This is a genomic window from Rickettsia endosymbiont of Hedychridium roseum (assembly GCF_964028255.1).
GTDB lineage: Bacteria > Pseudomonadota > Alphaproteobacteria > Rickettsiales > Rickettsiaceae > Rickettsia > Rickettsia asembonensis.
Map to the genome: position 1 here is coordinate 335,166 of NZ_OZ034753.1, position 13,931 is coordinate 349,096.

A 13,931-nucleotide genomic window follows, 5' to 3' on the forward strand; every position below is an offset into this window, starting at 1 on the left:
TAAATAGTGATAGTAATTTTTTTAGGTCCTCCAGGATCCGGAAAGGGAACACAAGGAAAAAAGATAGCTAAAAAAATTGATTTACCACATATAGCAATCGGTGATATATTTAGAACAATTATTAAAACATCAACTAGTGAAGCAGAGTTAATTAATAATTATGTTAAGCAAGGGGAGCTTATCCCTAATGAAATAGTTAATCAAGTAATTAAAAATTTTTTATTATCCTCTGAATATAAAAACGGCTATATATTAGATGGATATCCACGTAATTTAGAGCAAGCAAAATTCTTTGAATCATTTATTAAAGAAAAAATTAAAATAATATATTTTGATGTTCCAGATGAATTATTAATTAAAAGAGTTTTAGGAAGATATAGTTGTAAAAATTGCGGTAAAATATATAATAATTACTTCTTGCAGCCTAAAACTGATAATGTATGCGACGTTTGCGGTTCAAGTACATTTGACTATAGAAAAGACGATAATGAAGAAGTAATAAAAAAAAGAATTGAAGTATATAAAACAGAAACATATCCATTAATAGATTATTATAAAAATAGTGGTAATTTTTATATAGTTAATGGAAGTAAAAATGAACAAGAAATAGAAATTGATATACAGAAAATACTAAAAATAAATTGACTTTATCAAAGATTTTTATATTATTTTCTAGTTACCAGTAAAATTTTGGAGATTATTTGTGGCAAGAATTGCAAGTGTTAATATTCCCGATAATAAACGTTTAGTTGTGAGTTTAACTTATATTTACGGTCTTGGGTCTACTATGGTAGCAGAGATCTGTAATAAAGCAAAAATATCGAAAGATAAAAAAGTTAAAGAACTTACGGATCAAGAGTTAATAAGCTTACGTAATATTATTGAAAGTGAGTATAAAGTTGAGGGTGATTTAAGACGAGAAGTTACGCTTAATATTAAGAAGAAGAAAGATATAAGATGTTATCAAGGGCTTAGACATATACGTAAGTTGCCGGTGAGAGGACAGAACACGCATTCTAATGCTCGAACTAGAAAAGGTAAAGCTATTGCGATAGCCGGAAAGAAAAAAGCTGTAAAATAATAGTTTAAGTATAGAGTATAAATAATGAATCAGACGGTTAAAGTTAAGAAAAAGAAAAAAACTATCACTCTTGGTGTTGTGCATATCCGAGCATCATTTAATAATACTATAGTAACATTTACTGATATCCAAGGTAATACTATTTCTTCTGCATCGGCAGGAGGTAATGGGTTTAAAGGGGCAAGAAAAGCAACACCTTATGCAGCTCAAGTAACAATTGATAGAGCATCGGAAAAAGCAAAAGAATATGGTCTAAAAACTATTTCTATTAGGATTGGAGGACCGGGAGCTCAGCGTGAATCAGCAATGAGAGCTTTATTCGGGCAAAATTTTGTGGTTACATCAATTTTAGATGTATCGTCAATTGCTCATAATGGAGTAAGACCGCCAAAAAGAAGAAGAGTATAAGAGAATCATAGGTATTAAATGTTATCGTTAAGTAAAAATTGGAATACTTTAATAAAGCCGAATAAAGTCGCTTATGAAAATTTTCCGGAAACCAATAATAAAGCTAAAATTGTAGTTGAACCTTTAGAAAGAGGTTTTGGTTTAACACTCGGTAATGCTATGAGAAGAGTATTACTTTCTTCTTTACAAGGAGCAGCTATCACTTCTATAAAGATCCCTGCTATAGAACACGAATTTTCTTCTATACCCGGTGTAAAAGAAGATGTATCGGAAGTGATTTTAAACATTAAAGGTATTGAAGTAAAAATGCATGTTGCGGAAAAACGTATCATGAAATTAAAAGCAACAGGACCTTGTGTTATAACGGCCGGTATGATTGAAACAGGTCATGATGTGGAAATACTGAATCCGGATCATGTAATTTGTAATCTAGCTAAGAATAAGCAGCTAGAAATGGAATTAACTTGTAAGGTTGGTAAAGGATATGTACTTAGCACAAATAGCTATGAGGATAATTTACCTATTGGTGAAATAGCTATAGATGCTTTATTTAATCCGGTAAAGAGTGTTACTTATAAGGTAGAAAATACTAGGGTAGGTCAGGTTACCGACTATGATAAATTAATTATGTTTGTAGAAACTAACGGTGATTTATTACCTGAAATGGCTGTAGGTTTAGCTGCACGTATTCTACAAGAGCAATTACAATTATTTATTTCTTTTGAAGAACAGGAAGAAGATAAGCAAGTTAAAACTGATGCTTTACCGTTTTCACCTTATTTACTTAAGAGAGTTGATGAATTAGAATTATCGGTTAGATCGGCAAATTGTTTGAAAAATGATAATATAATATATATAGGGGATCTAGTAAAAAGAACGGAATCCGATATGCTGAGAACTCCAAATTTCGGTAGAAAATCTTTAAATGAGATTAAAGAAATATTGGCAAAATTTAATTTAAGATTCGGTATGGATGTACCGGATTGGCCACCGGAAAATATTCAAGAATTATCTAAACGTTATGAAGATTATAATTAAGGACTAATAAAAATGCGACATAAAATTAAAGGTAGAAAGTTAAATGTAACAAGTAGCCATAGGCAAGCAATGCTTGCTAATATGGCTGTAGCACTTGTAACCCATGAACAAATTAAAACTACTTTACCAAAAGCTAAGGAATTAAGACCTTACATTGAAACTCTAATTACTAAAGCTAAAAAAGCTGATTTAACGGTAAGAAGAAGCGTTTTATCAAAAATAAAAGATAAAAAAGCAGTAGAAAAGCTTATAAATATTTTAGGTACCAGATATAAAGATAGACCTGGCGGTTACACTAGAATAATAAAAGCCGGATTCCGTTATGGTGATTTAGCACCGATAGCATATATTGAATTTGTAGATAGAGATATTAATGCTAAAGGAAATATACAGCAAGATGCTAATGAAGAAATTAAAAATTAAAATATAAGGGACTCGGTAATGGCTAATCATTCTTCAGCAAAAAAAGCTGCCAGACAAACAGTAAAAAGAACTCTAATCAATAAAAAAAGATCTAGTGCAATAAAAACTTTTGTAAAGAAAGTTGTACATGAAATCAGTCTTGGTAATAAAGAAAATGCTAACTTAGCTTTATCTGTTGCTCAGTCTAAGATAATGCAAGGTGTGAAAAAAAATATAATTAAATTAAATACCGCCTCAAGAAAAATCAGCAGGTTATCAAAACAAATAAAAAGTTTGAACGAAAGTAAATAACACTTTATAGGTAATTTAAAAGCAAGAGCTAATAAAATTTTGCTAAATTACTTATATATACTTCTTATTAATTATAAATAATGTTATTTTACTAATTAATAAAAAATATGGGCGATTAGCTCAGCTGGTAGAGTATCTCGTTTACACCGAGAGTGTCGGCGGTTCGAGTCCGTCATCGCCCACCAATCGAAATTTTTTAGTATTTCAACGAAAACATCAAACAATCCATGAGCCTTAAACTCAAGCTTTTCAGTTTTAAATGTTACAATAGTTAAACCTATCAAGAAAAACAGTATCTTTGTGAAATGGCATTTCTAACTAAGTATATATTAGTTAATAGTTTAATGCCATTGCAAGAAAATTACAAAGTAATTGACGAAATAATCCAGTAAAAAAATACTAAATTTTAGCATTTTTTATTACTTTTTCTAAATTTCTACGTTCTTTACAGTTATAGTTTTTTGTCGCGTAGATCAGGAGGCACGCTTAGTGTCATACAATAGACCTCTTCAGAAACTCTACTTCTAGAGGTAATTTGTACGTCGATCCTTACCACTGATCCTCACATACTAGTATGTACGCCCGCTCCGGTTCAAAGTGAAGTGTCTATTTGCAAATTCCTCTCTAAATCCTCATTTCCGAAGAAGTCTAATAAAGTTTACGTAATTCGTTGACAAGAAGAAAACGAGAAGAGATTGTCCATTTAGAGATTGATATAGCTAGGGTTAAATAAAAATGGTATGCTATTAATTTGTCATCCCCTGGCTTGACCATGGGATCCAAAACTTTTTAAGGTTTTCTGGATACCGGGAACAAGTTCCAGTATGACAGTTTATATCTTTTTTATCTCACTTTAGTCGTAGTTACGTATTTCATTATATATTACATTACTTGGCTATCTTTTTTGAAACCTGAGGTCAAGCGAGCTAGGATGATATGGGTGGAATCGATCCACGTAATAATGCTATATCGTGGTCAACAAGCTATGATATGACACTGAATAAATTTTCTGATTCATACGAGTTTTTAGAATCTTTTATATACAGTATAATTCATAAAGCTTGATACAAGCGAATTTTGTACTATCGCTTTTGCTCACATGCTAATATACCCTAGCTCGCTCGCCTTTAAATTTATCTTGTCCGGAACCTTTCTAAATTTTACTGTAATTCTTTTCCGCATTATTTATTACTTTTGCCCTTATTTTTACTAGCTTTTCAAAAAAAATAGCAAAGTATAAATTGCGAGAGAAAGTAGGAGTTAAAGCAGTTAATAAAGTAAAATGATAGTTGCTAAAATACAAAATAACCAAAAGTTGATAATATATTAAAAGTTAAAAAAATATTTGTTATTGCAAATTTTTTAATTTTTGCTTTAATTGTAATCAACTATTATTAACAAAAATAAAAAATAACTTTTATGAAAGATATAAGCTCTTGGAAAAAAAAGTTTGAAGTATGCGTTTACGCTAAAAAATTACTTGATAAACTCGAATATTTAAACACTAAAGTAAAAAATCCTGTTGATATAGAGGAGGTTAAAAAAGGTATCTACTACGCTCGTAAATATCACGGTTCTCAAATGCGTCAATCAGGTGATCCTTATTATTCTCATCCGATTGAGGTGACGATTATGCTTGCGGAGTTTGTAGCTGAAGAAGTTCCTAAGCTTTTTACGACCATAATGCTACAAGCTGCTTTACTTCATGATACTATTGAGGATACAGAATTAACTGAAGAAATGATTAACGACATTTTTGGAGCAGAGGTAGCGAAACATGTAGAAGGTCTAACTAGAATTAAACCTTACGGGAAAATCACTGCTGAAGAAAGCTTAAATCTATTAATTAAACAGAAAAGATATAATACAGCACTTATAAAACTTTTTGATAGAGCCCATAATATACAGACTTTAGGAGCTAAATCACCTGAGAAAGCTAAAAAAATTATTGAAGAGACTTTAATAAATTTTGTAACTATAGCTGTATATTTTAAAATTCCAGTAATAAAAGAAAGGCTCTTATTTTTATGCTATCAGTATCTATATCCTAAAGATTATCAGCTGGAACGGTCACTAACGAAGTTTGAGGATAGCTTTCAACCACTTTATCCAGCTTTTCAAAATATAATATTCCCCACGTAAAACCTATACTTACTGGAATTAGTATAAACAATACCCCCCAATTATCAAAATATTTAACTAAAAAAACTAGTCCAAAAGAGGTAATAATATGCATTAAGGCTCGTGATAAAGCAAATAACCAACTTGGATAGGTAAATCGTTTAAAAACCGGAAAACTTTTATAAAATATTGGAATTGCCGGAAATGCACTTGGAGAAAAAGTAACTACAATTAGTTGAATTAAGAGAATTTGCCAGCCTTGCGTTATATTATCTAATATTAATGGACTAAATAGAAGAAAAGTTAAAAATATTACTAATTGCGTTTTTTAAATTTTTAGTGGATGAAATTTATAGCATAAACACGTAAGTGCTAGTGCTACAAAAATTTCTACTATAGAAATAATGAAATTTTGATGTATTACTGCTTCAGCGGTATAGTGTAACGAATCTTTAAGTATATTACTACAATGAATATAAGCAAAATAGAACCACACCGGTTGTGCTAGTTGTATTAAAAAATAATAGATTGCAGTCTTCTTATTAACTTTTTCCTGCCATACAGGGTTATTTTTTATTTTTGCTACATCAATTATATTACTATCTTTTATAGTTTCTTGTATTCTACGCTTAGCATCAACAAAATCCGGTGTTTCACGTAAAGTAGTCCTAGCAGCACTACCTATTAGAGCAATTCCTGCACCTACCCAAAATGCGATACGCCAATTAAAGCCATAGGATGTAACTAAGGTTGCTACGCCAAGGGCAACAGTCAATCCTAAGCTAGCACATACCCCTACAAACGCTACGGCAGGAAAGCGTTTAGGAACTCCTACGGATTCCGTTAAATATAATTCTGCTCCTACTCTTTCTCCCATGGACGACATACCTTGCACTATACGGCATATTGTTACTATCCAAGCGGCACTAGCACCTACTTGGGCATAAGTAGGAAGATTAGCCATAACGATACAAGAAAACGACATTAAAATAGTGGTAATAATGACTGTAGATTTTCGACCTATATTATCTCCTATCCAGCCAAATAACAAAGCTCCTAAGGGTCTAAAAATAAAAGTAGAACAAAAAGAAAAAGCTGCAAGAAGGCGATTAACGTGAGTATCATATTGCGGAAAGAAAAGCTCATTAAGTAGTATGCCATATGAACATATAGCATAAGATCAAAATACTCTAAAAAAGTACCTATCGATAGTAAACCTATAGCCTGTTTTTGTTCTCTATTTAAATTTTTTTGTTTTTTTTCGTATCCCAACACAATTTTTTCTAAAAAGTTAATTTATAGAAAGGTTATATTGAGAAGATTTAAAGTCAAGAAAAAAGTTACAATATTTTATGATTATACTTATTTAAAACTTCTTTGACTAATGAAGTTGTTATTTTTCTTTTGGAAATTAAAGCAAAATAGTTAATATTTTCTAATATTTCTATAATTTTAGAATATTCCCTAGGTAAATTTACTAAAAGAAAATCTATTATTTGTCCTGATATTGTTACCGAAGAAATAGAAAAATGCTTAAATATTAGAATTTTGATTAATTCATCATCAGGTGAGTTTAATACAATACTAAGTACTGATTTAATACGTGAAGATAAATCGGGTAAAGTAAAATTTCTGCTTTTATTAGATGAGGTAAGTAAAAGATATTTTTGTTTTTCGTTAATAATATTAAATATATGAAGTAATGCCGGCTCTTGCCAGTTTTCAATATCTTCAATGATAAAAGCATTATATTTTTCTAAAATTTCTTCATTTAAAAAAATATCTTTAATAATATAGGCACTGCTTAAATTTTGCCATATTTTGGTTAAATAAGTTTTTCCTGACGAAGAAGGTCCTTTAATTAATAAAGTAAATTTATAAGGATTAACGCCAAAGCTGCACTGCCAATTTTTTATAATATTATAAGCTTGCTCGTTAGAACTAGAAACAATAAACTCATCAGGATGATATTTATTAGAAGTAATAAAACGAAATATATATTGCTGCATTATTAATCCTTAGCAGCATTGTTGTAGGTCGAGGGGGTCATTTTCATGCTTCTCTATGTCATTCCCGCTAGGCGTTGTTGCGTGGATCAATTTCACCTCTGTCATCCCGTGGCTTGACCACGGGATCCAGTTAAAAATACTAAAATTATTAGTATTTTTATTGTTTTTATGGATCCCGTGGTCAAGCCACGGGGTAACACCGAACAGGTTTTTCGGTCCACGCAACAATGCCTTCCCGCGAAAGCGGGAATCCAGAAAAATAATCTTAATACCAGTACAAAAATTATACATTAATTCATAAAATAAACCTAAAAAAACAAGTTTTTTATAGGTTTGACTGGATTCCCCGCTTTTAGCTAGGAATGACATTAGACACTTTTTAAAAATCATACAATAATATTATAACTTAGCCGTCTGTTCGATAGAATTTGCTAGATTTATAAAATTTAATTAGATTTAGGAGTAAAATTTTTGTAATCCCTGCAATCGGTATAGCAAAAAATATTCCAATAATTCCAAATAAACTGCCGCAGGCAAAAATCGAGAATATAATACAAAGAGGATGCAAACCTATTTTATCACCGATAATTTTAGGAGTTAAAATATAAGACTCACAAATATTCCCGACTAGATAAATTATCATTATATATAATAATTTTGCGGTCATGCCGAAAGTTAAATAACCGATAATTAGAGTCAAAAGAAACGATATAAAAGTACCGATAAAAGGAATAATAACTAAAAATCCCGTTAAAATGCCAAGTAAAAGAGCGAGATCAATCCCTATTACGGTAAATGCAATACTATAATAAGTAGATAATAATAAGCAAATATTTAGCTGTCCTCTTATGTAAGCAGATAACAGATTATTAATTGCCGATAATATTTCAAGGATTTTCGGTCGGGTTTTTATAGGTAATAATGATTTCATGTTTGCAATAATTTTAGTCCAATCACGTAGGAAATAGAATAATATTATAGGTATAAGTAAAAATAAAATAAATATGTTAATAGTAATAATGGTATAACGCCAAAAATTATTAGCAATACTGCCAAGTATAGTAAATATACTATTTATAAGATTGCTTAAAGAATTCTTGATTTTATCGGCAATATCAGGTTCTATCGAATAAATTTTTGCCATTATAGGCGGTAATATTTCTGCTTGTAAATAATTTTTATATTTTGGAATATTATTTATAAAAGTAAAAATTTGTCCATAAATTATCGGCACTAAAATAGTTAAGCTTAAGAAAAATATGCTCAAAAATATCAGATAAATTATGCTTGATGCAAATTTATTTGATATTTTGAATTTTGATGCGATAAAACCTATAGCAGGTTGTAGTAAGTAAGATATTATAAATGCGATAAAAAATGGTTTTACTGCGTCTGAAATTAGCATAAAACCGCTTATAAAAAGCCCTAAAAAAACTAGCCAAAATATAGCGGTTCTATTCATATTATTTTTTCCATTTCTATACGAAGATCAACTTCAAAAAGAGCAAGGAGTTCACAAGGCGAGGATCGCAGCGTATACTTAATACGTGAGAACCGAAGCTCTTGTAGAACGACAACGCCAATTTTTGAAGTTCATCGAGTATTAAGATTTTTTAGCTACTTGTACGGTAGCCGGGCGAAGCAGTCTATCTCTAATTTTATATCCTGATTGTATTAAAGTAACAATGCTATTCGGTGCATGATCAGGATGTTCTATCTGCGAAATTGCATTATGTAAATTATAGTCGAACATTGATCCTATTTCCGGCTTTATTTCTTCAATATGATGTTTATGAAAGATTTTGTCCAGTTCATCTTTAGTCATCTGAACGCCTGCAATAATATTTGTGACTTCTATATCAGAATTTGCCGGTTTATGTGCTAATGCTCTTGAAAGATTATCGCTAACATTTAGTAGTTCTTTAGCAAATGTAGCAATTGCATAATCTTTCGCTTCGTCACGTGCTTTTTCTAAACGTTTTCTTGTATTGTCTATTTCGGCAGTAGTTCTAATTAGTTTGTCTTTTAGCTCTTCAATTTCTGCTTTTAACTCTGTTATTTCTGGATTTGCCGTTTCAACTATCTCTTCAGCAATATCATTTATTGTTTGTTCATTATTTTCTATATTATCATTTATCATATTATTTACTTTATATTTATATTCTTTTTTGAGATATATATAGATATAATAAAAATTTTTTCAATGGTATACTCGTTTAATTTGAAAAATTAAACTTCGTCTACTACTTATTTTTACTTATGGAGTACAAATTGTATTATGAGACAGTCAGGAAGAAAAAGCAACCGATTACGTCCTATTTCATTAGAATTATCACCGCTTATTAATACGGAAGGTTCATGCCTTATTAAAATCGGTAATACACATGTCATGTGTAGTGCTACTTGCGAAACTACCGTACCGCCGTTTTTACGAGGGCAGAATCAAGGTTGGGTTACCGCTGAGTACGGCATGCTCCCAGGCTCTACATCCCAGCGTATTAAAAGAGAAGCAGCACAAGGGAAGCAAGGCGGAAGAACCCAAGAAATACAGCGTTTGATAGGAAGAAGCATGCGATGTGTAATTGACTTGAAGAAACTAGGTGAGAGGCAGATTATTATAGATTGTGACGTTATTAATGCCGATGGCGGTACTAGAACGACAGCGATAACAGGAAGCTACGTAGCATTACACCTAGCTATTAGATCATTGATGAAAAAGAGAATTTTAAAGGTAAATCCGTTAATTAGTCAAATTGTAGCTGTTTCCTGCGGGATATATAAAGGTGAGGCGATACTAGATTTGGATTATTTAGAAGATAGCGATGCTGAAGTGGATAGTAATTTTGTATTTGCAGGTAACGGTAATTTAATCGAAGTGCAAGGCACGGCAGAGAAAGAACCTTTTTCCGAAGAGCAGTTTATAGCAATGTTAAAACTTGCTAAAGGCGGTGCGGCAGAATTATTTAAACTACAAAATCAAGTGCTGCTTGGGGCTTAGAGGTGTTATTTTGTGGGGCGGTAAAATGCTCTTTATGTCATTCTGTGAGGCATTGCCCGCGTGGATACCACCCCGTCATTGCGAGCAGGCATTGTTGCGTAGACCGGTAAAATCCAATGTGTCACCCCGTGGCTTGACCACGGGGTCCATAAAAACAATAAAAAATACTAATAATTTTAGTATTTTTAACTGGATCCCGTGGTCAAGCCACGGGATGACAGAGGCGAAATTGATCCACGCAACAACGTATTCCTGCGAAAGCAGGAATGACAGAGAATATCAATAAAATTTAAGCGTAGGGATTATCATAAAAATTAGTATCTTCACCTGATAATATAATTATCTTATCTCGATTAGTATTATTTATAAATACCTTATGATTAAGATCTGTTACTTTAACACTACTATGTGGTCCTAAGATTAATTTCTCAATATTACCTAGGCTTTTAAACGTGACCCGCTGATTAGCTCCAATTGTTATTTTATCGGGAGATATATTAATATTTGCTATTCTACTTTCTTTGGTAAAAGTAATATTTCTATATTTTTGATCGTTCATATTTTCCTCTTTAAATGAATTTTAAGTTGTAAAATCATTACTACAATATTCCATATACTACTTCAATTAAAAATTTTTTAATCTAGCTCTTTACTCAATTTATAATTGCTATTATAGTACATTTTTTAAATTTAAACGGCTATGGCATTAAGATTATATTATTGTCTAATATGCCTTATAATTATTTTTGATATTAATAAGGTACATGCCTCGGCATGGTTGTTAGAGCAGGGAAGATATAGATATATTGTAGGGGGTAATAAAGTTAATAAGATATCAAAAAACGAGAAAAAACAAAGAGAAGAAGCCGTTTTATACCTAAGAGAAAGAGTAACTTATCTATGGGAGTCCCTCAAAAAAGTAAGTGATCAGCCGAGCCTTCATGCAAAAATCTTGCGGCAAATAAAAAGATTAGAGCAGAAGATAGTAGAATTATCATCTTACCAAGATGAGCAATTTGTAAATAGTTCAATAGAATATGGTATTACCGATAATCAGAATATAGGAGTACATTTTTTGTACAAAGAAGATAAATTTTTGAATGAAAAAAACATAAGCACGGATGCTTCTATTTACTATAAATTGAAGCTATTTGAAGATAAAGATTTTGTTATTTCAGCTCAGCCTAAAATTTTAATGAGTAAGAGTAAAAAACTTAAAGAAGATTTTTTAGGAGAGATATCTTTACTAATGGGAATGTCTAAAAATATCCTCTCTGTTACTATCTTTAATCAAAATATATTTAGCTTCGGACATTCAATTAATAATCTCGGTTCTAAGAAAATGTATTATAATTTTTCTACTTGTGAAGGGATTAAATTTAAAAACGGCATAATGCTTACAAGTTTTACAAAATACCATACTCGGCAAAATTACGGTTATGTATATGATAGTTCAGTTTATGAGAAGCTAGGAATTGCAAAGATAATTAATTTCGGTAAAGAGAATAGAAATTCATTAACGACTCAAATCGGTTATTTTTGGGATCACAGTCTTTCAAATAAGAAATATAAAATATCAGGTATAAGTTTTTCAGCATGGTTAGATGTATAGATGAAGATATAATCTTAAGAATAATCAGAGATAAAAACTTATTAGATAAAAAACAAACTACTAGTTTAAAAGCTATTATCGAAGAAGCAATTATCGATAATGAGATAATGATTGATATATTATATGAAAATAAAATATTACCGCTAATAAGCAATGTTTCTTATATTAAAATTTATAATTATTCTTATATACAAGCTTATGTAGTGAATGGTTATTTTATATATGAAGATGTTCATGGTAATAAAATAACTGCTATAAATGATCTAAAAATATTGTTTAATAATAATAATATTTTTAGATCTATAATATTGATTAAGAAATATTATTTTTATAAATTATTAGAAAAAAATTTCTCTCATTTAACTAGTATCAAAGCAAAATATGCTCTTGGATTTAAATTTGGACCGATTATTGCTAAGAATATTAATTATACCAATAAAGTAATAATATTTTTTGTCGTGTTTATAGCCACATTGATTTATATGCCGGTTTTATTTCATGTTGCTAATAATATAAGCTATTGTTTGCAAAATATTTTAAAATCTCTGTTATTTATAAGGGCAGTAAGAGAATCGTCTTCGGTACAAATGCCATTTCTGCACTCCTCTATGTCATTCCCGCGAAAGCGGGAATGACATGAGACTCTACATAGACGACAAAGCAAGTAGTACTCAAAATCATAAGGCAAGCTCACAAATTTCTCAGAATGAGGAAAAAGCTTTACCGGTCTATACAGTTTTAATACCGTTATATAAAGAATTAAGTAAGTTAAGGTCAATAATAAAAAATATTTCATTAATTAATTATCCAGAAGATAAGCTAGACGTTAAAATTATTATCGAAGATGACGATTATTTAATGATTAAAGAAATAGCCTTATATAATTTACCGTCTTATTTTCATGTTATATCTGTTCCGAAAAGTCTACCAAGAACTAAACCGAAGGCTCTTAATTATGCTTTAGAATATTCACGTGGTGAGTATCTAGTAGTATATGATGCTGAAGATAAACCTGAACCTGAACAGCTACTTAAAGCTCTAACAGCGTTTAGAAATTTATCTGATGAATATGTTTGTCTTCAGGCTAAGCTCAATTTTTATAATAAAAATGAGAATATTTTAACCAAAATGTTTAATATAGAATATAGTTTATGGTTTGAATATATCTTGAAAGGATTAAGTTTATTAAAACTTCCTACCCCTCTTGGTGGTACTAGTAATCATTTTTAAACGGATATATTAAATAAGCTTGGCGGATGGGATGCTTATAATGTAACGGAAGATGCCGAGCTTGGTATAAGAATTTACTCACAGAACTATAAAGTAGCTATCCTTGATTCCTATACTCTAGAAGAAGCTCCGAATAGTTTAGGTAATTGGCTAAATCAAAGGTCACGTTGGATTAAAGGTTTTCTGCAAACATTTTTTGTATTTAAAGCACAAAAAGATAAATACCGAAAATTTACTTTACCTCAGATAATAACAATTTATATTTTTATCGGCTTATCTACCTATAATTTTTGGAGTTTACCTTTTATAATATTTTCTATTATTATAAATAAAAATTCTATAATTAATTATTTATGGCTTGTTAATAGTATTTTTTCGCTTTTATATCTTTATAGTACTGCTCTTTATATATTAAAGAATTCTTTAAAAAGCGGAAAAGTAAAATTTCAGGATATAGTAGCTTTGATCTTATGGGCTAGTTATTTTATATTACATACCGTAGCTTCATATAAAGCAGTATTTGAAATAATTTTCTGTCCTTTCAAATGGAGCAAAACTAAACACGGCACTAGTTTAGAGGATTTTGAAAAAGAATAGACCTCTTGTATAAACAAAGAAGAATTTGAAAGAGGTCAGTAAAAAAAATTTTATTCTTTCCCCTTGAACTAGCAAAAATAAAATATATATAGTATGTACATTTAAAGATTTAATAATTGGAGG

19 protein-coding genes, 1 tRNA gene and 1 pseudogene are annotated in these 13,931 nt (G+C 30.4%); 15 read left to right on the top strand and 6 right to left on the bottom strand.

Translation table 11 applies throughout. The features are described from left to right. Positions 1 to 6 precede the first annotated feature (6 nt). The 8 genes from AC5587_RS01990 to AC5587_RS02025 all read left to right on the top strand — a co-directional run bounded on the left by AC5587_RS01990 (position 7) and on the right by AC5587_RS02025 (position 5,383). Complete coding sequence (locus tag AC5587_RS01990; protein WP_499162679.1) at positions 7 to 645, top strand: adenylate kinase; 639 nt, start codon at positions 7 to 9, stop codon at positions 643 to 645. A gap of 58 nt (positions 646 to 703) precedes the next feature. Beyond that, the gene (gene rpsM / locus AC5587_RS01995; protein WP_499162680.1) at positions 704 to 1,081 is read left to right on the top strand and encodes a 30S ribosomal protein S13; all 378 of its coding nucleotides are present in this window, start codon (positions 704 to 706) and stop codon (positions 1,079 to 1,081) included. A gap of 24 nt (positions 1,082 to 1,105) precedes the next feature. After that, on the top strand, positions 1,106 to 1,489 hold the full coding sequence (gene rpsK / locus AC5587_RS02000) for a 30S ribosomal protein S11 (protein WP_008580920.1): 384 nt from the start codon (positions 1,106 to 1,108) through the stop codon (positions 1,487 to 1,489). An 18-nt stretch (positions 1,490 to 1,507) separates the two neighbouring features. Beyond that, positions 1,508 to 2,527 (top strand): DNA-directed RNA polymerase subunit alpha, encoded by a 1,020-nt coding sequence (locus tag AC5587_RS02005; RefSeq protein WP_499162681.1) that lies wholly within the window; start codon positions 1,508 to 1,510, stop codon positions 2,525 to 2,527. Positions 2,528 to 2,539: 12 nt separating this feature from the next. Then, on the top strand, positions 2,540 to 2,950 hold the full coding sequence (gene rplQ, locus AC5587_RS02010; RefSeq protein WP_014409457.1) for a 50S ribosomal protein L17: 411 nt from the start codon (positions 2,540 to 2,542) through the stop codon (positions 2,948 to 2,950). Between the two features lie 18 nt (positions 2,951 to 2,968). Next, the gene (gene rpsT / locus AC5587_RS02015) at positions 2,969 to 3,241 is read left to right on the top strand and encodes a 30S ribosomal protein S20 (protein WP_410526826.1); all 273 of its coding nucleotides are present in this window, start codon (positions 2,969 to 2,971) and stop codon (positions 3,239 to 3,241) included. 109 nt (positions 3,242 to 3,350) lie between these two features. Further along, positions 3,351 to 3,426 (top strand) — tRNA-Val (locus AC5587_RS02020). Between the two features lie 1,234 nt (positions 3,427 to 4,660). Continuing rightward, on the top strand, positions 4,661 to 5,383 hold the full coding sequence (locus AC5587_RS02025) for an HD domain-containing protein (RefSeq protein ID WP_499162682.1): 723 nt from the start codon (positions 4,661 to 4,663) through the stop codon (positions 5,381 to 5,383). Positions 5,384 to 5,690: 307 nt separating this feature from the next. On the opposite strand, the gene AC5587_RS02030 is transcribed toward AC5587_RS02025, so the two are convergent. From AC5587_RS02030 to grpE, 5 genes are all read right to left on the bottom strand, one after another. After that, positions 5,691 to 6,533 carry an MFS transporter gene (locus AC5587_RS02030; protein WP_499162974.1) on the bottom strand — a complete coding sequence of 281 codons (843 nt, stop codon included), beginning with the start codon at positions 6,531 to 6,533 and terminating at the stop codon, positions 5,691 to 5,693. Between the two features lie 169 nt (positions 6,534 to 6,702). After that, positions 6,703 to 7,371, bottom strand: coding sequence for an HdaA/DnaA family protein (locus AC5587_RS02035; protein WP_499162683.1), 669 nt, complete (start codon positions 7,369 to 7,371; stop codon positions 6,703 to 6,705). A 9-nt stretch (positions 7,372 to 7,380) separates the two neighbouring features. Beyond that, entirely contained in the window at positions 7,381 to 7,740 is a 360-nt protein-coding gene (locus AC5587_RS02040) for a hypothetical protein (protein WP_499162684.1), read from the bottom strand. A 37-nt stretch (positions 7,741 to 7,777) separates the two neighbouring features. Next, the gene (locus AC5587_RS02045; protein ID WP_499162685.1) at positions 7,778 to 8,833 is read right to left on the bottom strand and encodes an AI-2E family transporter; all 1,056 of its coding nucleotides are present in this window, start codon (positions 8,831 to 8,833) and stop codon (positions 7,778 to 7,780) included. A 141-nt stretch (positions 8,834 to 8,974) separates the two neighbouring features. After that, positions 8,975 to 9,511: a nucleotide exchange factor GrpE gene (gene grpE / locus AC5587_RS02050; RefSeq protein ID WP_499162686.1), complete on the bottom strand. Its 537-nt coding sequence runs from the start codon at positions 9,509 to 9,511 to the stop codon at positions 8,975 to 8,977. Between the two features lie 138 nt (positions 9,512 to 9,649). Here grpE and rph point away from each other — a divergent pair, with 138 nt between their 5' ends. Together rph and AC5587_RS02060 are read left to right on the top strand one after the other, a co-directional pair. Beyond that, positions 9,650 to 10,369 carry a ribonuclease PH gene (gene rph / locus AC5587_RS02055; RefSeq protein ID WP_499162687.1) on the top strand — a complete coding sequence of 240 codons (720 nt, stop codon included), beginning with the start codon at positions 9,650 to 9,652 and terminating at the stop codon, positions 10,367 to 10,369. A 34-nt stretch (positions 10,370 to 10,403) separates the two neighbouring features. Then, a complete protein-coding gene (locus AC5587_RS02060) occupies positions 10,404 to 10,655 on the top strand; it encodes a hypothetical protein (protein WP_499162688.1) in 252 nt (83 codons plus the stop codon). Positions 10,656 to 10,658: 3 nt separating this feature from the next. Here AC5587_RS02060 and AC5587_RS02065 read toward each other — a convergent pair whose 3' ends face one another. Then, a complete protein-coding gene (locus tag AC5587_RS02065; protein WP_499162689.1) occupies positions 10,659 to 10,928 on the bottom strand; it encodes a hypothetical protein in 270 nt (89 codons plus the stop codon). Positions 10,929 to 11,444: 516 nt separating this feature from the next. Between AC5587_RS02065 and AC5587_RS02070 the strand changes: the two genes are divergently transcribed. From AC5587_RS02070 to AC5587_RS02090, 5 genes and pseudogenes are all read left to right on the top strand, one after another. Then, positions 11,445 to 11,981 (top strand): hypothetical protein, encoded by a 537-nt coding sequence (locus AC5587_RS02070; protein ID WP_499162975.1) that lies wholly within the window; start codon positions 11,445 to 11,447, stop codon positions 11,979 to 11,981. Beyond that, the gene (locus tag AC5587_RS02075; protein WP_499162690.1) at positions 11,966 to 12,616 is read left to right on the top strand and encodes a hypothetical protein; all 651 of its coding nucleotides are present in this window, start codon (positions 11,966 to 11,968) and stop codon (positions 12,614 to 12,616) included. Before AC5587_RS02070 ends, AC5587_RS02075 begins: the two co-directional genes overlap by 16 nt. Before the next feature lies 1 nt (position 12,617). Beyond that, on the top strand, positions 12,618 to 13,211 hold the full coding sequence (locus tag AC5587_RS02080; RefSeq protein WP_499162691.1) for a glycosyltransferase: 594 nt from the start codon (positions 12,618 to 12,620) through the stop codon (positions 13,209 to 13,211). A gap of 66 nt (positions 13,212 to 13,277) precedes the next feature. Further along, positions 13,278 to 13,535, top strand: a pseudogene (locus AC5587_RS02085) (glycosyltransferase family 2 protein); the annotation flags it as partial. A gap of 138 nt (positions 13,536 to 13,673) precedes the next feature. Continuing rightward, a complete protein-coding gene (locus tag AC5587_RS02090; protein ID WP_499162692.1) occupies positions 13,674 to 13,808 on the top strand; it encodes a hypothetical protein in 135 nt (44 codons plus the stop codon). Positions 13,809 to 13,931: the final 123 nt, after the last annotated feature.